Origin of the sequence: Fulvivirga ulvae, from assembly GCF_021389975.1 — a bacterium.
Classification (GTDB): Bacteria; Bacteroidota; Bacteroidia; order Cytophagales; family Cyclobacteriaceae; genus Fulvivirga; species Fulvivirga ulvae.
In genome coordinates this window covers 129,825-154,433 of record NZ_CP089981.1, presented here as the reverse complement: position 1 = coordinate 154,433, position 24,609 = coordinate 129,825, and the positions used below count along the sequence as shown (strand labels likewise).

Sequence of the window (24,609 nt, the reverse complement as noted above, 5' to 3'; positions counted from 1 at the left end):
AAATTGTTAAAATTTTCTTTTGATTTCAAAAATTTATTTTTGTATCTAGCGCAATTAATTATCAAATCAACCTTTGAATGACATCTGTCTTAGAAAGTTTTAAAGAACTACCCACTCTTTACATCTCTCGTCCGAGGATAGGTGCTAATTCTCATGGTGCGATTAAAAAGACCAATCATTGTAACTCATTAATTAACCTAAACCATAATTTCTATGTTAAAATGTTTACTAATTACCTGCATGGCCCTTTGCAGCGTATACGCTACTTATGCGCAAGTGGGTCCTGTAAGACAATGTGCTGCTCAGGAAATATTTGAGAAGCAGAACAATCACCCAAAAATTGCCGAGAAAAGGCAGCAAATCGAACAACACACCCGGGCATTTCTTCAAAAAAGGGGCAACGGCATAGCACAAGCCAGAACCGGCGTGCTCACAATTCCTGTAATTGTTCATGTTATTTATAGCAACTCTCAGGAAAATATCAGTGATGCCCAGATCCAGTCGCAGATTGATGTATTGAATGAAGATTTCCGTAAGCTGAATAGCGATGTGAGCGGAGTGCCTTCAGAATTTACAGCTACTGATATGCAGATCCAGTTTACACTTGCCCAGGTAACCAGGAAATCCAGTACAAGGACTTCGTGGGGTACTAACGACGCCATGAAAAAGTCATCGCAGGGAGGTGTAGACCCTATTGACCCCGCTCACAATATGAATATGTGGATTTGTAACATTGGCGGAGGTATTCTGGGTTACGCCCAATTCCCGGGTGGACCAGCTTCTACCGATGGGGTGGTTTTCTCACCTCAATACTGCGGTAGTCGTGATAAAGAGCCTGCGGGTGAAAATTTTTATCTAAGCGCTCCCTTTGACAAAGGCCGTACAGCAACTCACGAAGTAGGTCACTACCTTAACCTGAGACACATCTGGGGTGATGGTAACTGCAGTGTTGACGACTTTGTTTCTGACACTCCAACCGCTGCCGCTCCTAACTATGGGTGCCCCAACTACCCGTCAAAATCATGTAGCAGTAACGGCGGCTTCACCAGTGATATGTTCATGAACTACATGGACTATGTTGATGATGCCTGCATGTTTATGTTTACAGCCGGCCAAAAAGCCAGAGTAGATGCTATTTTTGAGCCAGGTGGTCCAAGGGAAGAACTAGGTTCATCTACAGGTGGATGTTCTTTAGCTGCTCCTTCAGGCCTTGCCTCGTCAAATATCGGCGATACCAGCTTTACACTTTCCTGGAATGCCGTTTCAGGAGCAGTTTCTTATGATGTAAGTGTTGGCGGCTCTGTAACTACAGTTAGCGGTACTTCAAGAACGTTTACAGGTCTTACAGAAGGTACGGCTTATGCCTGTCAGGTAAGAGCAAACTGTGACAGTGGCAGCGGAGCATATTCCTCTCCGATTACAGTAACGACTACCGGAAGCAACTGTTATGCAGGTCCTGTTACTTTGACACTTGTGCTGGACAACTATCCTGCCGAAACAAGTTGGACAGTAACATCAGGAGGAAGCACTGTGGCCTCAGGTAGCGGTTACTCAACCAGTGGAGCTACGGTGACAGAGACATTCAACGTGGGAGCTGGTGCTTACACATTTACCATCAACGACTCTTATGGTGACGGTATCTGCTGCTCATATGGCAACGGATCATATACTTTGAGAGATGCCAATAATAACGTGATTGCAACAGGTGGTGATTTCAACTCTTCCGAATCGGTGAATTATTGTACTGAAGGTAGCGGTGCTGATACCCAGGCGCCTACAGCACCTGGTAGCCTGACTGCTTCGGGGGTAACCCAAACCTCTGCAACAGTATCATGGAGTGCTTCTTCGGATAATGTAGGCGTAACCGGATACGATGTGTACGTCAACGGATCACTGAATGGCTCTACCACTTCCACTTCAAGAACGATAACCGGCCTTACTGCCAGTACAACTTATACTATTGCTGTAAGAGCTAAAGATGCCGCCGGAAATGAGTCTTCTGCAAGCTCGGTGAGTGTTACTACACTTTCTGACAACATCACTTATTGCGACTCTAAAGGAAACAACACCAATGATGAGTGGATACAAAGAGTGCAAATAGGAAGTATTAACAATAACTCAGGTTCAAACAGCGGCTATGCGGACTTTACCTCATTGTCAACTTCAGTAAACAAAGGTTCAAGCTATACCATAACCATAACTCCGGCATGGGCAGGGACCGTTTACAGAGAGGCTTATGGCGTTTGGATCGACTACAACCAGGATGGTGATTTTTCAGATTCAGGTGAGCAGGTATATAGCAGAAGCAGAACAAATGCAGCATCTGTAAGCGGAAGCTTTACTATCCCTTCGAGCGCACTTTCAGGAGCTACAAGGATGAGAGTTTCCATGAAGTATAACGCTAATCCTTCATCTTGCGAGACATTCACTTATGGCGAGGTGGAAGATTATACCATTGTTGTCGGAGGATCTGCAAGATCTGTTCAGGCAGTTGACATGTCGGATATGGGATTATTCCCTAACCCTGCGTTTACTCACACTACTGTTCATTTCTCAGTAGCTGGCGACGTGCAGGATGTTGACCTGAGCATCTTTGACGCAATGGGACGTTCGGTTTACAAGCAAACCATTGCCCAGGTAAGCGGGTCTCATGATGAAACTATCGATATCAGCGGTCTGAAAAAAGGACTGTATCATGTAGTGATCAGAGGAAAAGATCTGAACCAGACTAAAAAATTATTGGTGAAATAATCACAGGAAGAACATAAGTAGTAGTAGTTATGAGGGCTGTGTCGCAAGGCATGGCCCTTGTTTTATTTTCAATGGATTGTCGTCCCGGTTCAGAGCAGCGCGTGAACCTTCTTCTACACATTTAATCGCGGGATGATGTGAAAAAGGGGGGTGAGGTGGCTGTAATACTCAAATACTTCCATCGTCATCCTGAAATTTTCTATCTTGAACTCCAAATATACAACCAGGTGTTTTGGAAAATATTCAGGACTCCCGGATCGGGGCAGTGCCTGAGTCTTCTTCTGTACATTAATTATGAGGCAGGGTGGAGTGCGAAGCCGGAATGGCTGTATGGATATTATGATCTGGTGGTTGATTGCGACTTTAAACCTTTCTAAAAACAAATGATACCAGCCGAGGTAATTCCTTTGCGCTATCTTCATCAAACCATTCGTCAATCTCCTGCAGTGTAAAGCCATGCTTCACAGCGGCTTTTATGTAGTCCGATATGTGATGAGTAAAACAATCCAGTACTACAAGCCCTTCATTGGTTTCAAATCGAGCTTTACTTCCTGAGTATTGCTTGAACGGGTGCAGTTCACAGATATAAAAAAGCCCATTGTTTTCCAGTGCAGCGCTGGCCTCTTTAAAGATAAAATCAAGGTCTTCAATGTGCTCCAGTACAAGGCTGGATACAATAAGGTCTGCCGGTTGGGCCAGTGGAGGCCAGCTTTGTGTAAGGTCAGCCTGACGAAAAGAGACATGGGTGTTGTTTACTTTCTGCCGGGCCTTGTTCATCATTTCTTCTGAGAGATCGAAGGCAGTGAGGTTTGAGGTGAGTGACGCCAGCCATGAGGTGTTTTTACCTGTGCCACAACCTGCTTCAAGTATGTGGGCGAACTTGCGGTCGGCCAGCGTTTTTCTGAGCACTTTGGCTTCCAGGTCCCTGGTTTTATTGATTACGGTATCATAAGTGGCAGCCCAGGTGTTGTATCCTTCTTGATTGTTCATATTAGCTTTATAGGAGGTTAACAAAAGTAAATCCTGACGGGTTATTACCTTAAATACTACGGAAAACCAACGGATTAGTTATGAGCAATATTAAACTCTCGCGAATATTCATATTTACTTTTCTTCTAACCGTCTTCACAGGTTGTGAATTCATTGGAGCCGTTTTTGAAGCTGGCGTTTGGGTAGGCGTGTTTATAGTTGTTTTTGTGCTTTTTTTGATCATTTGGCTTGTTCGTAAACTGTTTTGATCATAAACCCCTTAATACCAACTCTATGCTATATTTTTTGATATCCAGTTTTCTATGAGGTAGCGGGCAATAGAATCTGTTTTTGACAGGCTGATTTTCCCGGTTTGAGAGGCCTCCAAAAGTTCTTTTGCTGTAAACCAGGCAGCATTAGGAACTTCATCCCGATCCAGAGTAAACTCCAGCGAATCGCTTTCCGCAGTAAAGCCAATCATAATTGAGGCAGGAAACGGCCAGGGTTGAGAGGCAACGTACCGGATATTCTTAACCACGAGCCCGACTTCTTCCATCATTTCCCTTTTTACAGCTTCTTCGAGCGTTTCCCCAGGTTCTACAAAACCTGCCAGCGTTGTGCAAACGGTGCCTGCAGGGGTATCATGTACACCCAGCAGGCACATATGCTTTCCATGTTGCGGTGTATGTTCTATGAGTGTGATAATGGCCGGGTCAAGCCGGGGAAAACACATGGCCTTGCAGGCGTGGTTCGTACATTGCCGGGCATGTCCGCCTTGTATGGCTGCAGACTTTGATCCGCAATGGCTGCAATATGCATGAGTTTTGTGCCAGTGGATCAGTCCTCTGGCATAAGCGGCCAGTGATGCCTGCTCCTGGGGTAGCCGGGTGACAACCTTTCGTAAATCATGAAATTCACCCGCAGCTACCAGTTGAGATGCTTCTTCCAGTTCATATGCAGAAAGGTCAACTGCAAATACCGGCCTTTCATTTTCCAGTCCCAGAAAGATGGTTTCGGTAGTGACCGAAAAAATATGTTCCGATTGCTTAAGCAGAAGATAGCTAAGACTGTCGAGGTTGGCAGAGAATAAACTTTTGCTACGCCAATAAGGCATAAGCAATGCCTGTGGAGACTTAAACTGATTAGAAAGCCAGGTCTCGTCTTTTCGGAGGTTGCCGGCCCTGTCTATGGAGTTTTGGCAGTAAAACAGTTTCGTATTCATAGATATAGAGTTCAGAATTTTTTAGCCCATTTTCGTGACCACTCTCCCAGGGGGCTGAGTAGAGTATAAAGTTCTTTTCCTGACTGGGTTAGCTGGTATCCCTCCATGCACCTTTCGATTATATATGCGTTGGTGAGTTCCTTTAACCTGCTATTCAACGTTGTAGGCGATACCGTATTGCAGCGAACCTGGAGTTCCCTGAAGGTACATGGCCCATGGTTGAGGTTCCAGATTACACCCATGGCCCAGCTACGGCCGAGCAGATCAAACAGCGCCATAATAGGCTGACCGGATTTCGAACCCCTGACCGGAGCCCCAGGTTTGGGTATTTTCATATTTAGTCCTTGGTCTTTAGTCGCGAGTATTGAGTTTGTTTTCATGCTGGTACAGAGCTTGTGTTAGCTTTAACCATCCTTTACAAACTTCTGGCAATGATACAAATATTGTAGCATTGCTACAATATTTGTATCAAAATAAAAAAGAGTCAGGTACGATATGTTTCGACAATTAATTATGCTAAAAAGCAAAAATTTAAGTTGATTTAATGAAAATATCAGTATTATGGCGAAATATTTACCTAACGACCTCAAAACCCCTATATCTCCATTATTTAAAAGCATTTAATCAAACAAGACAATGGAACAAGACAAAGAGGGACAAAATTTAACAGACACGATTGAAAGGTTTACAGGCAAGAAATTTCCGGAAGAAATCCGGTCTTTTTTTGTTTCGGGAGAATTTAAAAAGTATGAAGGTTATGGGATTTATAATCCTGATAGCTGGAATGCAGCAGCTACCAGAGCAATTACATTCTCGAAGCCCAAACCTATGCTGGAGGAGTACAAGAACTATCTGGAAGATTTTGCTCCCGAAGAAACCCAAAGCCTTTTGCCCGTGGCTAAAATTAATGGGAGATATGGAAGGCCCTTTGCAGCAATAGAACTGGAAAAACCGGGGTATCCTGTATATATTTTGGATTCGGGGTATGTCAATGATTTTGCTCCCACATTTCAGGATTTTTTAAAAGGTTTATACCCTCCCGAAGCGGAAACGCCATTTGCCAAACTGGTGAAAGCCTATAAGGAAAGCAATAAATTTTTTAAAGCTAATAATTACCAAGGGGCTATAGATCGGCTTGAAAAGGAGAGAAATGCGTTTACAGATAAAGTTGCGGTGACGAAGAATGAGGATTATGATATCCTTGAAAAAAGCCTGTTGTTGCTTGGAGATACACATTTAGTCCTAAACAATTTTAATAGCGCGGAGGAATATTACATACGGATAATGAATGAGCGCCCTTCGACTTCCTATTACGTCAATTACAGGTTGTATGAAACCTATTTTAGGGCAGAAAGCTTTGAAAAGCTGGAAGCTTTTCTGGATACTCGTTTGATTCATTTAAAAGCTGAGAAGCGGTTTGGGGACTGGAGTTTTACAAAACATGTTTTGGCAAAAGCCTTTCTGGCACAAGGCAGGAAGGAAGAGGCAATGGCTATTTATAATGCTATAAAAGGAGCAAGCCCTGACAACTTTGTGAAAGTCATCGAATCCATTATAGCTGACCTCAAGGCTGAGGCTACTGGAAAACTTGTGCATAAGGACATCATCAACGAGGTGGTTAATTTACTGACTCAGAACTTTGCTGAAACAGTTCAGATGAGTGATTCGGATTTAACAACATGGTGGCAGGCGATTCCTAGAAAAGCTCAGAACGAACTGAAAAAGAAGATCGGGCACCAGGGGAAGGTTAGTCTTGAGGCTATTCAAAAAGCAGCAGCTTTGCTGAGGGTAGGTTTGTTTTACCTGGATTTGAAGGACATATCTTTTATTGATAGGTTTACCATAGCCACTGATATGACCTTGAATGGAAATGAAATAAAGAAGATTCCATCTATAAAGCCGTTGACAAAGCTCAGTAAATTATCTTTAGATAATAATTTACTTACTGATTTAAAAGGTATTGAGCAGATGCCGGCTTTAGAGATTCTTAAGGTTAAGGAAAATAAAATCAAATCCGTGGAGGCACTCTCACTACTCTCAAAGTTAAAAGAGCTGGATATTTCAAAAAACAAAGTCAAAGATCTCACACCACTGGCCCCATGCGGCTCACTGGAAGAGCTAAATGTATATGATAATGCCGGGATAAAAGGCTTTGAGGCACTGGCGAAAATTAGTGCTTTGAAAAAAGTAATTATTAGCGAGAGCTCGTTAAAGGCTGTAAAAGGATTAAATGCTTTAAGGCCGGACATTGCAATTGTGGATGAATATGGTAAACGATTGGTAGCTCAAAATGATTAAAAGTATGGCATATGGTGATACGTCCCCGTACGATGAATTAATAGCTCGGTTTAATGAGCACAAGGTAAAATACATAGTGGTAGGTGGCTATGCCGCTCAGTGTCATGGCTATGAAAATAATGGGGACAGCTTTGATATTTGGATCGACAAAAAGGAAAGGAATTTAGATAAAGTTGTATTGGCGCTTAAGCAACTGCATGTTGAAATTGGCGATCAGGCCAAAATTTTATTGGAAGATTCTGCTGAGCTTGATACAAGGTGGGGCATGGTATGCTTCATGACTGACGCGTCTCCTGGAGAATTTTCCGCGGTATATGAATATTGCGAATGGTTCGACAATGACAGCAATGAAGAATTCCCTGTTATTGAATTGTCACTTCTAAATGACATGAGACAATATACGCTTTCAAAGCCAGGTAATATGCCACGCCAAAAGACTGGTAAAAATTGAGATGACCTGTTAATGTTTTTGCCACCAGATTGTGGGTAAATACTATTTACTTAGGATTTTATCCCAGCTGATGCGATAAACATTATCAAAGCCATTTTCAACACTTTCCATCATGTCCACAATGGTTTGATAGTCCTTTGCTTGTTTTATAGCACTTCTGTTGCTCGTAAAATAAAGGTATTTGCCATCAGCAGATACAAACGGGCAATAGTCCAGGGCAGTTGAGTTTACAGCATTAGATAGCCGGTGAGCGGGCAGCCATTCGCCCTGCTCGCCTTTTTTGCTGATGTAGAGATCGCCGCCTCCCATGTCGTCAGACCTGCCATACGAGGTGAACAGGATATAACTCTCGTCAGGTGCAATAAAGGCATTAAACTCGTAGGTTTCGCTGTTGACGGCTTCGGAAATGCTCTCAGGCTTAGAATACTTGCCATCTGTCAGGCGGCTTACATAGATATCTTCCTTACCCTTATTGCCTTCATATTCAGCCGTGAAGTACAGGTCACCGTTGCTGGTTACTGAAGGGTAAAACTCATTCATATCCGTATTGATGGGCGAACCGATGCTTTTGGGTTCTCCCCATGTGTCTTTATTTCTTTCCACATACCAAATGTCATAATCCTTTTTTGTGTTGCCGTCTGCCGAACGGTTACTGACAAAATACAGTCGTGTGCCATCTGGAGAAAAAGCAGGCTCCAGGTCACTGTATTGTCCTGAGAACGGGGCCACTTGAGGTTTAGACCACTTTCCTTTGACTTTAGTCAGTCGCATGATAACGCTGATCTCACGCTTATAGCTTTGTAAAGTATAAAACACTTCATTGCCGTCTGCTGATATGGCGATGTCCCGGTTAGGATATTTGGTGGAAATAAGTGCTGGCTCAAAAAGTTGGGCAGAGGTATCACTTGCCTTTTGGCTGTAAAGTGTAGTACAGCACAGCAATGTCAGCAGAAGAGGGTATATCGGTTTTAACATGGGTACGTCAGCTTAGTTAGCAAAAATAAAACTAAACTAAAGTAAGGCAAAAACCACGATCAATAAAAAAACACTGGCTACTCCGAAACTCATTTTCCCATGCAATGTAGGGTGACCAAAAGTTCCGAATGAACAAAAGGTAAGAAAGAAGATCATAATCATTTTTGGGCCATAGATACTTTTAAATGCCTTGACGGAATAGTCAGTCATGGAGACTTTTGCTATGCTTATATCATTATTGGTTATAAAAGAGCGTATTACTATCACCTGATCATTTATATCAAAAGTTGCATAATGCTCTTTGGGAATTTGAAATCTTAAATCTTCAAACGTTAGTACAAAAACATTTGTCTGATAGTGCTTCTTTGGAAATTCCGTTGAATGAATCTTTTCCACTTTACTTACAACCTCAATGCTTTCACGGTGTGGGAGATAGCAGTCTGCGATTATAAAAGGACTAAATATAAGAGCTACTTTGGCGAAGTATGTAAAATACTTCAGATAAGGCCAGACACTTTCTTCATACTCCTCTTTTGTAGGTGTTCCGGAGGGCCCGTGTACAGGGGGCCACTTGCTTTGTTTGTGGGGTGTGTGCCTGGTTGATTCGTTTTGTCGGGCAGCACTGTTAAGCAAGAGATCATACTGCAGCCGCCTTCCCTCATTTCCTAAAACCTGATATGCTTCATGAATATCGTGAAATTTTTCAGAGGTGCCGGGTTGGTACAGCAGAGCCAACTTTTAATAAGGATTGGACCGATAGTGGACCGGTTAGATGGGAACATGGAAAGTAAAGATGGCAGGCATGCACAGAGTAACCCTTACAGATCAGTACAGAAAAATGCAGGTTCAGGCAGGTTATCCATCAGGTCACGGCAACGGGTTTTGTGTCGTGACCTGTATCATCGAAATTGCAGTATCCCATAAGCATTTCGTGAGGAAAAATATGCGAGGATAAATTTTTATATATTTGTTTTACAATTTATATACAAATGGAGAAAACATATTTAGGAGAGTTCGAAGAGTTGGTGCTTACCATGGTAGGTATTCTGAGAGAGGAGGCTTACGGCAATGCTATTGTGAACGAGATCAGGGGCCGCATGGAGAGGGAGGTTAACCTCAGTGCCGTACATGTTACGCTGTATCGTCTGGAAGATAAAGGGTATGTAAAGTCATCGATGGGAGGGGCCACGGCTATCCGGGGAGGCAGGCGAAAGCGGATTTTTACCATTACCAATGCGGGGTTGAATATGCTGCATGCCATCCAAGAAAAGCGTATGGAACTCTGGAAACTACTGCCACAGCTAAAATTTGCAGACCTATGAAAACATCTGTACAACCGCCAAAATGGGCTATCGATTTTCTGGAGTGGTTTTGCCCGGACAGACTTTTCGAATGTGTGCTCGGAGACCTGCTGGAGCAATTTGAAAATGAGCTGGAGCTTTATGGCGAAAGAAAGGCCAGGCGAAGGTTTGTGTGGAATGTGGTCCGGTTTTTCCGTCCAGGCATCATCCTGAGAAACAAATTCAAACTCAAAATAATCAACACTATTATGTTACTCAGTTATTTCAAAATTGCGATACGCAATATCAGAAAACGGAAACTATATTCCTTCATTAATGCCTTTGGCCTAAGCATAGGCATAGCCTTTTGTATACTCATTTACCTGTTTATCCAGGATGAACAAAGCTTTGACCAGTTTCATGTCAATAAGGCCAGGATTTTCAGGGTAGAAGAGAAAAGCTATGACCGGTGGTCAGAAGATAAAGAGTACCCATACCGCCACTCGGCATACCTGCAAACCGGCCTGATGCAGGTACTTAAGGACGATTTACCGGAAGTGGAGATGGGCACAAGGTATAATTCGGGCGGACGTGGGGTTTTTAGGTATGGCGAAAAAGTATTTACCGAAAAGCTCACTTATGTAGATGCCGATTTCTTTAAAATGTTTTCATTTCCTCTTTTACAGGGAGATGCTGAAAAGGTATTTAAAGATAAGTACGAGGCTGTGATTACCCCTGCAATAGCAGAAAAGTACTTTGGTGATGAGGACCCCATCGGTAAAGCGGTAGAGATAGATGTTAACGGGGTGGCCACCTATACAGTGACAGGTGTGATACAGGAAGCCCCGGCTAATTCCAGCTTTAGCTTTGAAGTGCTGATCTCTCAGGAGAACAGGATGTTTTATGAAAGGAACATTAACCAGTGGGGCAACTACTCGACACCGACTTTTGTGCAATTGACCGAAGGGGCTGACATGAAGCAGTTCAGTGCCAATCTGGATAAGGTGATTGAAAAATACATAGCTGAAGATCTGGAAGAATGGAGAGAGAATAGCAATTTGCCCGATGATGTCAAGCTGCTGGAACTGCAGTACTCTAACCTGTCGGACATCCACCTGAATACCAAAGTATCGTGGCAGAAAACCAGTGATCCTCAATACTCCCTGATATTGGGAGGTATTGCCATCCTCATCCTTATCATTGCCTGCATCAACTACATTTCCCTGGCACTCACTACTTCAACTGCCCGCAGGACAGAGGTAGGGATAAGAAAAGCAGCAGGAGCCAAAAAGGGACAGTTAATCTATCAGTTTGGCTTTGAATCCATAGTACTCGCCCTTATTTCCATGATTATAGGATTAGGACTTGTGGTTGTATTCCTGCCGTCGTTTAATGAATTTACCAATAAGGGCATAACTCTCGGCGGAGCCAGCATATCCGGCCTGCTGGCGGTGAGCTTTGCAGTAACCCTGCTGATAGGTTTGCTGGCTGGAAGTTATCCCGCCTTTTTCCTATCCTCTTTCCGGCCTGTGCAAGTGCTCAAAGGTGGCTTCACTTCCAAACTTAATGCTGTATTTACCAAACCCCTGGTAGTACTTCAATTTGCACTTTCAGCTTTTTTGATCATCAGCTCGGTGATCATGTACCGGCAGATGCAATATATTACGGCTAAAGATCTTGGCTATAACAAAGACCAGGTGCTGGCCATTCCCACACAAACCGGATACAGCAAAGAGGGCAATAAGATGGTCGAACGATTTAGAAATTATGCAGCGCAGGAGCCTTCCGTCATTTCCGTTACCGGTACCAATTCCTCTTTCAATCAGGGATGGTCCAGAAGTGGGTATGAAATTAATGGCGAACAAAAACTGGCCTATGTATATGTTGCCGATCCGTACTATGTACCAACTCTGGAGCTGACCCTGGTGGAAGGCAGAAATTTTGATCCTAATCTGGCCTCTGACAGCAGCGCTTTGATTGTCAACGAAGCGCTGGTAAGGGATATGGGATGGGAAAACCCGCTGCAAGAGCATCTTAACTGGCGTGAAGACAGTACTGGTCTGGGGCCTAAAATCATTGGAGTAGTTAAAGATTACCACTTCCTTTCACTGGAGAATGAAATAGAGCCGCTGCTTATGACAATGAATACAAAAGATGCAGGCTTCCAGACCACCATGCTTGTAAAGATCGATCACGGCAATATCCCGGAATCTATAGATAAAGTAAGAAGCCTGTGGAATGAGCTGGCTCCTGATAAGCCTTTCGATTATACTTTCATAGACGAAGATGTTGCCAAACAATATGCGTCTTATAAACGCTGGATGAATATCATGGGCCTGTCTACTGCTTTTGCTATATTGATCTCATGTTTCGGACTGTTTGGTTTGGCAGGTATCAATGCCATGAACAGAACCAAGGAGATAGGTATCAGAAAAGTGCTGGGTGCTGAGCTTATGAGCATCTTTGTGTTGCTCAACAAGCAGTATGTATGGCTGGCGTTAATTGCCTTTACCCTTGCGGCACCCTTGTCCTGGTACGTGATGGATCAATGGCTGGCCGATTTTAAATTTTCCATAGCCATGGGCTGGGAGCTGTTTGTGGTTAGTATGGTTGCAGGATTATTGGTGGCGCTTGCTACGGTAAGTTATCATGCAATCAAAACGGCCTTAGCCAATCCCGCAGAGACATTGAAATACGAATAAGCAATACTTCAGCCGCGGTCAGATCAACGCTCGCGGCTGAGATGTTTTGCTATACATAGGGCCTGGCTTATAGTTTCAAGCTCTGTATCACTGATTATTTTGAGCTGCAAATGGCCCCCTATTTGAAACCTGGTAAGCCTTCATTCATTTCTTTTTTTGTCCAGCAGGTGGCCCCAATGTTTTGCCAGTATGGAATGGGCTGCCCCGGTCGCCAGGTCTTCATAAATGCCTATCCACGGATCCGCAAGGTATACACCTGTGGGGTTTCCTTGAAAGCTTCATCCGTAAAGGCATCTATAATATAAGTGCTGATTTTCATAAAACTGTTGGTTCGAATAAACTAGATAACCTTCTTAATAAGAGGGGTTTAAATTGTAATCCATACCTCGAATATTGAATTTTGCCCCTCTTTGGTGGATAATGTTTGGGCATAATGAAATATTCATATTACTTTTCTAATAATCTGGCTTCGGATTCCCCTTATCTTTTTGTATATTGATTGGAGAGTATTGTTTATAATTTAACCCCTTAATATTATGAAAAACTCTTCCATTTCCTCTTTGATTTTAGCCATTTTTCTAATAACGTCATTTCAAACCCATGCCCAAAATGAATCGGATACTACCGATTACTTTTCGATGTCATTAGACGAGCTTATGAATCTGACCATTACGGTGGCTTCAACCGAAGCATTGTCGACAAGAGAGTCTCCGGGTATTGTTAACCTGATCACGGCAGATGAAATAGCGAGATCCGGTGCGCGTGACCTGATCGATGTATTGCGCATGATCCCCGGTTTTGAGTTTGGTGTGGATGTACAGGGGGTGATAGGAGTAGGGGCGAGAGGTAACTGGGGCCATGAAGGCAAAATCCTGATACAACTTGATGGTCAGGAGATGAACGAAAGAAGTTTTGCGACCACACAGTTAGGTAACCACTTTCCATTGGAGCAAATAGAGAGAATCGAAATTATCAGAGGTCCGGGGTCTGCTATTTATGGTGGTTACGCGGAGCTGGGTGTGATTAATATTATCACTAAAAAAGGAAAGGCCCTTAACGGTGTTAGCGTAGCAGGCACATACGGGCAGTTGCCGGATGCGCTAGGCAGGGCAGAAGGGACTGTGATGGTAGGCAGAAGTGCCGGAGATGTGGCATTTGATGCTAAATTAACAGTAGGACAGGGAAACAGAAGTGACAGAACTTATACTGATTTCTATGGAGACTCTTACGACATGAAGGATAACTCCGAACTAAAAAACCTGCATATCAATAGTGGATTGTCATACAAAGGACTGGGTATACGGCTGATATACGAAGACTACCAGATACAGCAGCGCGACCTTTTCGATGCGGCTATGCCGGTGCCCGTAGATATGCATTTCAAAGGCGTGTATGCTGAGGTCAAGTATGATTATAAGGTCTCTGACAAGGTGAAGCTGACCCCGAAGGTCCAATATAAAAACCAGCAACCATGGCTTACAAACAGTGCAGTGGCCCGGCAGTTGGACGAGAATGACTACGCAGGTGTTTTTGCTGACAAAACGGTAGAACAAACCTTGGGAGACTTGGTGCTGAATGTCAACTTCACACCCAAAATTAATGTGATAGCAGGTATGCAGTACTATGTAGACAAAGGGGAGTCGGTACCTGGCTATGAGTATGAAATCACTAATAGCACCGACGTAGAGTTTTATAATTTCAGCGCTTATGGACAGGGGTTGTTCAAATTGGGGTTTGCCAATGTTACTGTAGGTGCACGTTATAATAACCATGAGCAGTTCGGTGATTCATTTGTGCCGAGAATTGGCGTTACCAAAGTAATTGACAGATTCCATGGCAAGCTGCTGCTTAGCCAGGCTTTCAGGGCGCCGAGTATTCAAAATATCGATCCTAACCCTGATATTGAACCTGAGCTCACTACGGTTTTTGAGCTGGAAGCCGGGTATCAGCTTACCTCTAAAATGGCTCTTACAGCAAATTTCTTCGACATAAAGATCGAAGACCCGATTGTTTACTTCTATGATAGCGATACCGATGCGGAAGGCTATGAAAATTATGATGAAACAGGCACCCGGGGTATAGAGCTGGAATATAAGTATAAAGATACCTGGGGATCGATGGGCTTTAACTATTCTTATTATACAGCCCATGGAGACAACAAAGTGGCATCTTACAATGTGCCCGGGGACGAAGATAAACTATTGGGTTTCGCCCAGAGCAAAGCCAATCTTTTCGGATCATTCTTGCTGACTAAGAAACTTACTTTCAGCCCCTCCGTTACTTACCTGGGAGAGCGGGCAGGATTCGTAATTGCAGATACCAATGACAACCCGGTACTGGCCACTTTCGATCCTGTGGTATTCGCAAATCTTTACTTTCAATACAAAGACCTGTTTACCCAGGGACTGACAGCCGGAGCAGGAGTTTATAATCTGACTGACAATGACTATGCTTACATACAACCGTACAACAGTGGGCATTCACCCCTCCCTGCTGCGGGCAGGGAGATAGTGGTGAGGTTGAAATACAGACTTAAATTTAGTTGATTAGTTGAAAGGGGCCTCCAAGGATGATGTTTGATGTTTAAGGTTATTGAACTGAGGAGGCTCCTTTTTTTATTTTTCCGTTCCTACCCTGCCCAGGTGAACCAATCCAAAAGCCGGACCAACAAGCAATATAATAAATAAGAAATCAGGGGTGATAAGCGAATCAAGCCAGGTCAATAACTGAATACTGACAATGGTGATGGCAAAGCCAAGGCTGTTGACCACGGTAAGTCCGGTACCAATGTAAGCCTTGTCGGCCGTTTGAGCTACCAGGGTTGAGAACTGAGGGGAGTCAGCCACCACGGCCATGCCCCAAATCGAAAGGGTCAAGATAAAAAGACCAACCGGAACCATGTACAGTAGCGGAGACAAAAGACAACAGATACCAGACAAAGCCAGAGCTGCGAAAGCAACTTTTTTACTGCCAAATCTCATGGCGATGTGGCCTCCTATAGCGCATGATAATGATCCGGCACCGATGGTTATAAAAGACCATAGCGGTACATTCAGATCAGTGCCTGCTGACTCATTGTAGTGCCTCAATATAAACGGGATAAAAGCCCAAAAGGCATAAAGCTCCCACATATGGCCGAAGTATCCGAAAGCGGCATTTCTGAAATTATTATGCCTGAAAAGTTTAAATATTATACTTAAATCAAACTTGCTTCCCCGCTTTCTGAACGGCCCGTCACCAACGCCGGCCAATATGGCCACACCGCCCATAACGGCTGCCGATGAAGTGGTTATCAGTATATACTTCCATGGCAGGCCACCCGTAAGGTCCCTGATCAGGTGCGGAAAGGCAGTACCCAGTACCAGGGCACCCACCAGGTACCCCAAAGCTTTGCCGAGCCCTTTCTCATGCCAGTCAGAAGCGATCTTCATACCAATTGGGTATATTCCGGCAAGGAAGAAGCCTGTAATAAACCGGAAAGAGAGGATCACCTCATAACCGGTAGAAAAGAGAGGGCCGAGGTTGAAAATACTGCCAAGCAGGGCACAGGTGAAAAATACTTTTGAAGGTGAAAAACGGTCTGCAATAGTAAGAAAGGCAAAAGTAAGTGTGCCGGCAATAAACCCAAGCTGGACAGCGGAGGTAATGATGCCAAGCGCATTGGCAGGGAGTGATAGTGCCTTATCCAGATCAGGTAAAATAGCATTACCGGCAAACCATAGCGATGTACCTGCAAACTGAGCGATAACAATGATCGGCAAAACATAACCGGGGCGTGAATGGGAGTCTTTCAATGCTTGTAGCTTAAAGCCGAAAATTAATGTATTTTGTCAATAAGCCAAAACTGGCCAGGATCAAGCAGAATTTCTGAGGAGACTCTAGCTTTTCACCTCTATGTTTGACGAGCAGTAGTGAATAGCAACAGGCAAAAGCAGTTGGCAAAGTAGGATGAAATAGCAGTAGGCGCGGTTTTTATTTTGTTTCTCTTGGTAACTTTACGTTGAGACTTCTTGCTTTTCCGATTCACTCACTCCACAGCATTGACCCTGAACAGCCACAAGCACGGAGCGCTTCAAAATCTCTTCAGAAACTATTGATATATTTGAATGTAAACAAAAATTAAAACAACAGGCTCAATGGCACTGAAAGATGCTCAGTGCATAAAAGCCGCAGTAAGTAGATGAAACTGTTATTAGTAGAAGATCATGCCGAGCTTGCCAGCAATGTAATATCATACCTGGCCAAGGAAGGCTACGTGTGTGAGTGGTGTAACAGCTATCAAAAAGCAATCAATAAACTTTCCGGATTTGAGTACGACATTATCATGCTCGACCTCATGCTGCCGGATGGGGACGGACTGGATATCCTCAGGTTCATTAAGCAGCAAAATGCCGATGCCGGAGTACTGATACTGTCGGCCAAAAATGCTTTGGATGACAAGATCCAGGGCCTTGACCTGGGTGCTGATGATTATCTGCCCAAGCCTTTCCATTTGTCTGAGCTGAATGCAAGGTTAAAAGCCATTTACCGGAGGAGGCACCTGGGTGGGGCACATGACATCATATTTAATGAAATAAGCCTCAACACCGATACCATGGAGGTCAAGGTCAATGACCAGTACCTCGACCTTACCCGGAAGGAATACGAGATGCTGCTCTACATGATCGTCAATAAAAGCAGGGTGCTCACCAAGCAGTCCATTGCCGAACATCTCTGGGGCGATTACATGGATTCGGTCGATTCTTTTGACTTTGTTTACCAGCACATCAAAAACCTGAGGAAAAAAATAGTACAGGCAGGTGGCCATGATTACATACAGACTATGTATGGCTCGGGGTATAAATTCAACCCTAATATCTAGCACATGAAACTGATATTCAAAATCACACTGCTTTACCTGCTGATCTCACTGGTGGTATTCCTGATCGGGGGCATTATCACCCATCAGATCATTATGCGGGAAGTCATCTATGAGGAGCAGCGGTTTTTGAGGGAACGGCTGGACTTTGCCATCAGAATGATCGAGCGCAGAATGCTACATAAGCCTTTTGAACGTGACAAAATAAAGATCATACCTCTTGGTGCCAGAGGCGAGGAAACGGAAATAGCTTTTTCGGATACCGTAGTGATGCATAGTACGCTGCAGCGTATGGAGCCTCACAATAAACTGGATGTAGTTAAAAAAGTGGGGCAGCAGTATTATAAAATTACCCTTTATGACCTTATTGTTGAAGAAGATGACATTGCCGAAGGGGTAAACGAAGCCCTGGTGAAGGTATACTTACTACTTCTTGTAGTGGTGCTTATCCTGAGTTGGGTGGCTTCGGCCTTCCTGTTAAAACCTTTTAACATCACCCTGGAGCACATCAAAAACTTTAGCCTTAGAAAAAACAATCCCATTAAGTATAAAAAATCGGACACCAAAGAATTTGACAAGCTTAATAAGTTTGTAGAAGAAATGACTGAGAAGATCCAGACTGACTACCAGTCATTAAAGGAATTTACCGAGAATGCATCACATGAAATGCAGACGCCGCTCTCCATTGCCAATGGTAAACTCGAGCTGCTCATGGAGTCGGATAACCTCACGGATGAGCAGGTTGCACTGATCATGTCGGCTCAGGGGTCGGTACAGCGTCTTTCCAGGATGGGTAAAGCCTTGTCGCTGCTGACCAAAATTGAAAACAAGGAGTTTGAAAGTACCGAAGAGATCAATCTCAGTGAGCTTTTATTAAAACTGCTGTTTGATTTCAAAGAACTCGCTGACCTCAAATCCATAAAAATTGAGTCAGAGATACAGGAGCATGTAAAAGTGAATATGGATAGTACCCTGGCGGCTATTATGGTAACCAACCTTCTGCAAAACGCCATCAGGCATAATTATGAAGAGGGCCGGATCCATGTAGTGTTAACCCATACGAGGCTCTTGATCAGTAATACAGGCGGGGCCCTTAAATCTGATCCGGGCTCCCTCTTTGAGCGCTTCAAAAAGGATAACCAGAGCAAAGAGTCTGTAGGCCTGGGTTTGTCCATTGTAAAGAAAATATGTGAAGTGAGTTCGTTTGATATTTCTTATCAATATCAGGACCCTGACCATACGATCGAGGTGATATTTTAAAACTTCAGAATTACTTCAGATTTCATACATATTTAAATCAAACCTGTGATCTAGTTTTGTAGTTAACAACCATAGGGGAAGGCAGGTGTAGTTGAGCGTGATTCTCAAAAACTCAAGACATAAATTAAATACATGAAACAACAATTTTTACTGTTATTAGCATTTTTTGCAGTTACCGCGTCGTTTGCGCAGAGAGGGGATTATCAGGGAGCAGGACAGCCTCCTGCAGTAACCGGTACTGTTATGGATACCGAATCAGGTGCTCCACTGGAATACGCATCGGTCAGTTTATTAAAAGCCTCAGACAGTACCCTCGTGGATGGAGGGATCACTGATGCCAATGGGAAATTTTCAGTAAAAGGCAGGCCAGGGAAATATATCGTACAGATACAATTCATTTCTTATGTATCCAAAAGTTTCAATGTCACCCTCGAGCCGGGAGGTAAAGATCTGGGTGTAGTCAAACTCAGCCCCGATGCAGAAACTCTGGATGAAGTAGTGATAACAGGGGAGAAGAGCCAGATGGTAATGGAGCTTGATAAGCGTGTGTTTAATGTGGGGCAGGACCTGAGCAATACAGGGGCCAGTGCCGCAGATATACTGGACAACATCCCTTCCGTGAGTGTAGACATTGAAGGTAATGTAAGCCTTCGCGGAAGTGGCAACGTAAGGGTACTCATCAACGGCAAACCATCAGGACTGGTAGGCATCAGCAGCACCGATGCCTTGAGGCAGCTACAAGGGAATCTTATTGAGCGTGTAGAAGTGGTAACCAATCCATCTGCCAAATATGAGGCTCAGGGTAATGCCGGTATTATTAACATCATTCTGAAAAAAGATAATAACGATGGTGTCAACGGTTCATTCAGTGCCAATGCCGGATATCCCGATAACTACGGACTTTCATTTAATGTCAACTACCGTAAAAAATGGATGAACCTGTTTGCCAACTATGGCATCGACTACAGAAAAAGCCCGGGTTCAGGATTTGCCAATCAGATATTCTACAAAGAAGATACAACATACTACACTGACATCGACAGGGATCGGACCCGTGGAGGCATATCCAACAATTTCAGGTTTGGTTCTGACTTCTATCTTAACGATAAAAATACCATCACAGTAGCAGCACTTTATCGTATCTCTGATGAAGAGAACGAGACGGAACTGTTTTACACCGATTATGATATTAACCGCAATCTCGTAGCCAGAACCCAAAGACTTGATGATGAGCTGGAAGATGAAGAGAATATTGAGTTTTCATTAAACTATACCAAAACATTTAGCAACGAAAAGCATAAGCTTACAGCAGATGTTCAGTACAGGGAAAGTAGCGAAGTGGAAGATGCTGAGCAAAGACAAGGATTGGTGCCATTGCCTGGTGAGGTATTTGAACCAGATGTTTTTCAGCAGTCATTAAACGATGAGTTTGAAAGCAACCTACTGTTGCAAACCGATTATATACATCCTATTGGAAAAAATGCCAAGGTGGAGGCCGGATACCGCGGCTCATTCAGGAAAATTGATAATGCTTATATTGTAGAGCAACTCAATGAGGATGGGCAGTTTGTAACACTGGAAGGTTTTACCAATGACTTTAACTACGATGAAAACATCCATGCGGTATATGCTATCTATGGCAATAAAATGAATAAATTTTCATATCAGATTGGCCTTAGAACTGAGATCACCGATATCACTACCGAACTGGTGCAGGATGATCTTAAAAATGATAAAAACTATACGGGTCTCTTCCCCAGTGCGCATGTAACCTACGAGCTTAAAAATCAAAACTCATTACAGGCCAGCTACAGCAGAAGACTCGACCGTCCCGGTTTCTGGAGCCTCAACCCTTTTTCAAATTTTACAGATTCGCGTAACATAAGAACAGGAAACCCTGACCTTGACCCTGAGTATACCGATGCCTATGAAATCGGCTATTTGAAAAATTGGAATTCTGCATCATTGTTTACAAGCTTCTACTACCGCCACTCCACCGGTGTGATCGACAGGATTCGTTATGTAGAAGATAGCATTACCTATGCCGTGCCACTAAACCTGAATAGCCGTGATGCTTATGGCGTGGAGTTTACAGCATCTAAAGATGTAGGCAAATGGTGGAAGCTGAATGGTAGTGCCAACTTTTACCGCTCCGAGACCAAAGGGCAGTACCAGGAGCAAGATCTGTCAAACGACACCTATACCATGTCAGCCAGAGTTACCTCCAAGATGACACTGTTTGGCGTACTTGACTACCAGGTCAGCGGCCACTACAGAGCCCCGCAAAACAGCACCCAGGGCAGAACAAAAGCCTTCTACATGATCGATATGGGATTGAGTAAAGACATATTTAAAGGTAAAGGCACTATAGTACTCAACGTGCGCGACCTTCTCAATTCCAGAAAATGGAGGTCAGAGACCATTACGGAAGACCTTTATCAGGAGTCAGAGTTCCAATGGAGAGCCAGGCAGGTAACGGCAACATTCACCTATCGCTTAAAGCAGAAGAAGACCCGTGAAAGAGGTAATGGAGAAAGAGGAGGTGATTTTGGCGGAGATGACGGATTTTAACGACTGAGAAACATACCGGCGGCATACAGCCATCAATATTCGGGGCTAAATAATATATTTCCATGCATTTTAAGGAGAGGTGCTAAAGGGAATAAATAGTCCCCAGGGTCTGCTTCACGGCAGGCCTTTTTGTTTTTTTAGAGGTCAAGCTCCCTTTTTCATGATCCCCCATGATCTGTCCCCCGACAGATCATCTGCAAGCCGTTAAGTACTACACTCATCCACCTGGTCTATGCTTTCAAAAATAGTTTTAATATTTCCATGAAGATTAGCCTTAGAAGGTGCCTGTCAGGGGACCGGCACCGGTTTGGGAAACTGATGAAAGATACCGAAATACCCCCCATGATCTGTCCCCCGACAGATCATCTGCAAGCCGTTAAGTACTACACTCATCCACCTGGTCTATACTTTCAAAATAGTTTTAATATTTTCATGAAGATTTAGCCATAGGAGGTGCCTGTCAGGAGACCGGCACCGGTTTGGTAAACTGATGAAAGATACAAAAATACCCCCCATGATCTGTCCCCCGACAGATCATCTGCAAGCCGTTAAGTACTACACTCATCCACCTGGTCTATACTTTCAAAATAGTTTTAATATTTTCATGAAGATTTAGCCATAGGAGGTGCCTGTCAGGAGACCGGCACCGGTTTGGGAAACTGGTGAAAGATACCGAAATATCCCCCATGATCTGTCCCCCGACAGATCATCTGCAAGCCGTTAAGTACTACACCCATCCACCTGGTCTATGCTTTCAAAATAGTTTTAATATTTCTATGGAGATTTAGCCATAGAAGGTGCCTGTCAGGGGACCGGCACCGGTTTGGGAAACTGATGAAAGATACAGAAATACCCCCCATGATCTGTCCCCCGACAGATCATATGACTCAAAGCATGTTACTCTTGCCTTATCAGTTACATCCGGTCCATGTAATGTGTTAAAAAACCGAAATTATCTTTTTCAGTCATATAAAAAGAGACGGATGACCAGTAATAATCCTCAGGTTGAATAGCGAGACTCCAATGTTCCTGAAGAGGGTTTAAATGGAGATAATCAAGCTTTTGCTCAAGCTTTGGTTTGGAATCCATCAATATGGCCAGCGCATTTCTTTGCCAAAACCTATGATTCCTTTCGGGGGTTTTTTCTTCAAAGTAAGGTATTACATTAGGGTGATTAACCCTAAGATCTTTTAAGAACTGACTTGAAGTCCATTTATTGAAAGAGGCATGAGGCATTTCCTTTCCATTTTTCTCAAGCATTTCCCACAGTATATGCAAATGATTTGGCATGATGACAAAGCCATATACCGCAATTTTTTTTCTTTCCACCAGCCACTGGAGTTGATCAATTATGACCTTCTTGTATTTATCCTTTTTTAGCAGATACTTCCAGTCTTTTATAGTATTGGTCCAGAAGTAGACCTCATTAAGTTCCATGTGGGAGTTTCGTTTCGAAGTGGCCAAATGTTCTTGCATGAGGCAATATGTGAATTATAATTTAATGGATACAAATTTTTAAAAATGCTTTTTTGAGAAAGTGTCCTCTGAATGAAGAAAGGCGCCTGTCAGGGGACAGGCACCGGTTTGGATTTTAGTACCGTTTTGATAAAGAAATCTCCTCTTCATACAGATCGGTTTCTTTTCCTTCCCCCATGATCTGTCCCCCGACAGATCATCAGCAAACCGTTAAGTACCACACCCAACTATCCGGCAATGCTTTCAAAACAGTTTTAATATTCAAATGGAGATTTAGCCGTTGAAGGTGCCTGTCAGGGAACCATCAACGTTTTTGGGTGGCAAGATCAAATAAGCTTCTCTCCATGGTCTGTCCCCGACAGTCCATTTATGAAACTACACATACCTCTCACATCACATAAGCCTACCTAAAAAACAACTTAATCACCGTGCCCTTACCAGGTTCAGAGCTTACTTTGATGTTGCCGCCGTGTAAATGCATGATCTGTTTGGAGAGGCTCAGGCCGATGCCGGAGCCATGCTTTTTGGTGGAGAAGAAGGGTACAAATATTTGGTTAAGCTCTTTTTGAGGGATACCTGAGCCATTGTCCTGAACCTCAACCACCTGCTTGTCATAATCCTGATAAGCCTTTAAATGTATGGCGGGGTTGGGCACCCCTTCCAGCGCATGGATGCTGTTGGTGACCAGGTTGATTAGTACCTGTTCGATCAGGTGGCTGTCCATTTGTATGGTACTGACGTTATCGATTTGTGATTCAAACCGGATATTTGCTTTGTCCAGCTCGCTGCTCATCAGGTTTTCGATGGTGTTAAACAGCTCCTGCATCGGTACAGGCTCAAGTTTCGGCTTGGCTACTTTGGTCAGCTTCCGGTAGTCATCAATAAAAGAAACCATTCCATCACTACGCTTTTTGATGGTTTTTAGTGAAAAGCGAAGGTCTTCAATGGTTTCCTCATCCAACTCCTCCAAAGGCTTCTGCTGCCCATCTTTTTCCAGCATGGTCTGCATGGTTTCGGTAAGGGAAGAGATGGGAGTGGCGCTGTTCATAATCTCGTGGGTAAGTATCCGGATGAGTTTATGCCATGCCTCTATCTCTGTTTGTTCTATTTCCCCTTTGATATCCTGAAAAGTGATCAGTTTATAGCTTTTGTTGAGCATGATCATTGAGTTCACATCTACAGAAAGCGTCCGGGTTTCACCATGGGCATCGATGTTGATCAGCCTGCGGCCGGTATCGCCAATGGCATCAATTTCCTGCACGAACGACGGCTGCTTGGCTTTCAGTATCTTCCAGTTTTTAACACCCTCAGCATGCAGCACCTGCTCTGCCGGTTTGTTGATCAATACGATATTTTCATTATTCTCAAGAGATATGATGCCGATATTGATGTTGCTGACCACCATTTTCAGATAATGAAACTGGCCTTCATGCTCCATTTTTACATTCTTGTAAATATCGATGATCTCGGTAAATGCCTCATTGAGTTCTTCAAACGACTGCCCGATCTTGCTTTTGCTGAAGTTGATCGAAAAATCCCGGTATTTTATGGCCAGGAGGAATTTTGCCAGCTCCCGGTTGGTATGGTTGATGAACCTTAGCAGCTCCACTACCTGTACAGCAAGTATTATAAACAGGATGATTTGATTAAAGAATAACCTGTCATCTCCAAAGATCAGGGCAAAAGCAGCCATAACCGCAAGGATCATGAAAAGCCTGGCTGCAACTTTAAAAGTAAATTTTTTGTAAAACCTCATCTCTTGGGTCGGCACTTAAAGGCTTAAAACTAGCGTAAAT

General features: G+C 43.6%; 18 protein-coding genes. 10 read left to right on the top strand and 8 right to left on the bottom strand.

All coding sequences use genetic code 11. From position 1 onward, the window contains the following. Nucleotides 1–213: 213 nt before the first annotated feature. Together LVD17_RS00665 and LVD17_RS00660 are read left to right on the top strand one after the other, a co-directional pair. Nucleotides 214–2,751 carry a fibronectin type III domain-containing protein gene (locus LVD17_RS00665; RefSeq protein ID WP_233764005.1) on the top strand — a complete coding sequence of 846 codons (2,538 nt, stop codon included), beginning with the start codon at nt 214–216 and terminating at the stop codon, nt 2,749–2,751. Nucleotides 2,752–2,888: 137 nt separating this feature from the next. Then, a complete protein-coding gene (locus LVD17_RS00660) occupies nt 2,889–3,128 on the top strand; it encodes a hypothetical protein (RefSeq protein ID WP_233764001.1) in 240 nt (79 codons plus the stop codon). Here LVD17_RS00660 and LVD17_RS00655 read toward each other — a convergent pair. The 3 genes from LVD17_RS00655 to LVD17_RS00645 form a co-directional block, all read right to left on the bottom strand. After that, nucleotides 3,115–3,741, bottom strand: coding sequence for a class I SAM-dependent DNA methyltransferase (locus LVD17_RS00655; RefSeq protein ID WP_233764000.1), 627 nt, complete (start codon nt 3,739–3,741; stop codon nt 3,115–3,117). The two genes, LVD17_RS00660 and LVD17_RS00655, sit on opposite strands and share 14 nt — an antisense overlap. Before the next feature lie 271 nt (nt 3,742–4,012). Next, complete coding sequence (gene nudC / locus LVD17_RS00650) at nt 4,013–4,942, bottom strand: NAD(+) diphosphatase (RefSeq protein ID WP_233763996.1); 930 nt, start codon at nt 4,940–4,942, stop codon at nt 4,013–4,015. A gap of 11 nt (nt 4,943–4,953) precedes the next feature. Further along, nucleotides 4,954–5,277: a winged helix-turn-helix transcriptional regulator gene (locus tag LVD17_RS00645; protein ID WP_233763991.1), complete on the bottom strand. Its 324-nt coding sequence runs from the start codon at nt 5,275–5,277 to the stop codon at nt 4,954–4,956. A 301-nt stretch (nt 5,278–5,578) separates the two neighbouring features. Between LVD17_RS00645 and LVD17_RS00640 the strand changes: the two genes are divergently transcribed. Further along, nucleotides 5,579–7,240, top strand: a complete 1,662-nt coding sequence (locus LVD17_RS00640) for a leucine-rich repeat domain-containing protein (protein ID WP_233763989.1) — start codon at nt 5,579–5,581, stop codon at nt 7,238–7,240. After that, a complete protein-coding gene (locus LVD17_RS00635; protein WP_233763984.1) occupies nt 7,233–7,691 on the top strand; it encodes a hypothetical protein in 459 nt (152 codons plus the stop codon). Before LVD17_RS00640 ends, LVD17_RS00635 begins: the two co-directional genes overlap by 8 nt. 42 nt (nt 7,692–7,733) lie before the next feature. On the opposite strand, the gene LVD17_RS00630 is transcribed toward LVD17_RS00635, so the two are convergent. Continuing rightward, nucleotides 7,734–8,666: a TolB-like translocation protein gene (locus LVD17_RS00630; protein ID WP_233763982.1), complete on the bottom strand. Its 933-nt coding sequence runs from the start codon at nt 8,664–8,666 to the stop codon at nt 7,734–7,736. A 36-nt stretch (nt 8,667–8,702) separates the two neighbouring features. After that, entirely contained in the window at nt 8,703–9,401 is a 699-nt protein-coding gene (locus tag LVD17_RS00625; RefSeq protein ID WP_233763980.1) for a J domain-containing protein, read from the bottom strand. Nucleotides 9,402–9,655: 254 nt separating this feature from the next. On the opposite strand from LVD17_RS00625, the gene LVD17_RS00620 reads away from it, so the two are divergent. The 3 genes from LVD17_RS00620 to LVD17_RS00610 all read left to right on the top strand — a co-directional run bounded on the left by LVD17_RS00620 (nt 9,656) and on the right by LVD17_RS00610 (nt 15,194). After that, complete coding sequence (locus tag LVD17_RS00620; RefSeq protein ID WP_233763976.1) at nt 9,656–9,988, top strand: PadR family transcriptional regulator; 333 nt, start codon at nt 9,656–9,658, stop codon at nt 9,986–9,988. Further along, nucleotides 9,985–12,648, top strand: a complete 2,664-nt coding sequence (locus LVD17_RS00615; protein WP_233763975.1) for an ABC transporter permease — start codon at nt 9,985–9,987, stop codon at nt 12,646–12,648. Before LVD17_RS00620 ends, LVD17_RS00615 begins: the two co-directional genes overlap by 4 nt. Before the next feature lie 536 nt (nt 12,649–13,184). After that, nucleotides 13,185–15,194, top strand: coding sequence for a TonB-dependent receptor plug domain-containing protein (locus LVD17_RS00610; protein ID WP_233763974.1), 2,010 nt, complete (start codon nt 13,185–13,187; stop codon nt 15,192–15,194). Between the two features lie 69 nt (nt 15,195–15,263). Here LVD17_RS00610 and LVD17_RS00605 read toward each other — a convergent pair whose 3' ends face one another. Beyond that, the gene (locus LVD17_RS00605; protein ID WP_233763973.1) at nt 15,264–16,442 is read right to left on the bottom strand and encodes an MFS transporter; all 1,179 of its coding nucleotides are present in this window, start codon (nt 16,440–16,442) and stop codon (nt 15,264–15,266) included. Between the two features lie 386 nt (nt 16,443–16,828). On the opposite strand from LVD17_RS00605, the gene LVD17_RS00600 reads away from it, so the two are divergent. From LVD17_RS00600 to LVD17_RS00590, 3 genes are all read left to right on the top strand, one after another. Next, on the top strand, nt 16,829–17,509 hold the full coding sequence (locus LVD17_RS00600) for a response regulator transcription factor (RefSeq protein ID WP_233763965.1): 681 nt from the start codon (nt 16,829–16,831) through the stop codon (nt 17,507–17,509). 3 nt (nt 17,510–17,512) lie between these two features. Continuing rightward, entirely contained in the window at nt 17,513–18,766 is a 1,254-nt protein-coding gene (locus tag LVD17_RS00595) for a sensor histidine kinase (protein ID WP_233763963.1), read from the top strand. Between the two features lie 132 nt (nt 18,767–18,898). Continuing rightward, on the top strand, nt 18,899–21,337 hold the full coding sequence (locus LVD17_RS00590; RefSeq protein WP_233763961.1) for a TonB-dependent receptor: 2,439 nt from the start codon (nt 18,899–18,901) through the stop codon (nt 21,335–21,337). Between the two features lie 915 nt (nt 21,338–22,252). Here LVD17_RS00590 and LVD17_RS00585 read toward each other — a convergent pair. Further along, nucleotides 22,253–22,813: a transposase gene (locus LVD17_RS00585; RefSeq protein WP_233763959.1), complete on the bottom strand. Its 561-nt coding sequence runs from the start codon at nt 22,811–22,813 to the stop codon at nt 22,253–22,255. Between the two features lie 403 nt (nt 22,814–23,216). Next, the gene (locus LVD17_RS00580; protein ID WP_233763957.1) at nt 23,217–24,569 is read right to left on the bottom strand and encodes a sensor histidine kinase; all 1,353 of its coding nucleotides are present in this window, start codon (nt 24,567–24,569) and stop codon (nt 23,217–23,219) included. Between the last annotated feature and the right edge of the window lie 40 nt (nt 24,570–24,609).

Coding starts and splice junctions, on each gene's coding strand:
- LVD17_RS00665 (WP_233764005.1), top strand. CDS start 214: ATGTTAAAATGTTTACTAATTACCTGCATGGCCCTTTGCAGCGTATAC.
- LVD17_RS00655 (WP_233764000.1), bottom strand. CDS start 3,741: ATGAACAATCAAGAAGGATACAACACCTGGGCTGCCACTTATGATACC.
- nudC (WP_233763996.1), bottom strand. CDS start 4,942: ATGAATACGAAACTGTTTTACTGCCAAAACTCCATAGACAGGGCCGGC.
- LVD17_RS00645 (WP_233763991.1), bottom strand. CDS start 5,277: ATGAAAATACCCAAACCTGGGGCTCCGGTCAGGGGTTCGAAATCCGGT.
- LVD17_RS00640 (WP_233763989.1), top strand. CDS start 5,579: ATGGAACAAGACAAAGAGGGACAAAATTTAACAGACACGATTGAAAGG.
- LVD17_RS00635 (WP_233763984.1), top strand. CDS start 7,233: ATGATTAAAAGTATGGCATATGGTGATACGTCCCCGTACGATGAATTA.
- LVD17_RS00630 (WP_233763982.1), bottom strand. CDS start 8,666: ATGTTAAAACCGATATACCCTCTTCTGCTGACATTGCTGTGCTGTACT.
- LVD17_RS00620 (WP_233763976.1), top strand. CDS start 9,656: ATGGAGAAAACATATTTAGGAGAGTTCGAAGAGTTGGTGCTTACCATG.
- LVD17_RS00615 (WP_233763975.1), top strand. CDS start 9,985: ATGAAAACATCTGTACAACCGCCAAAATGGGCTATCGATTTTCTGGAG.
- LVD17_RS00610 (WP_233763974.1), top strand. CDS start 13,185: ATGAAAAACTCTTCCATTTCCTCTTTGATTTTAGCCATTTTTCTAATA.
- LVD17_RS00600 (WP_233763965.1), top strand. CDS start 16,829: ATGAAACTGTTATTAGTAGAAGATCATGCCGAGCTTGCCAGCAATGTA.
- LVD17_RS00595 (WP_233763963.1), top strand. CDS start 17,513: ATGAAACTGATATTCAAAATCACACTGCTTTACCTGCTGATCTCACTG.
- LVD17_RS00590 (WP_233763961.1), top strand. CDS start 18,899: ATGAAACAACAATTTTTACTGTTATTAGCATTTTTTGCAGTTACCGCG.
- LVD17_RS00585 (WP_233763959.1), bottom strand. CDS start 22,813: ATGCAAGAACATTTGGCCACTTCGAAACGAAACTCCCACATGGAACTT.
- LVD17_RS00580 (WP_233763957.1), bottom strand. CDS start 24,569: ATGAGGTTTTACAAAAAATTTACTTTTAAAGTTGCAGCCAGGCTTTTC.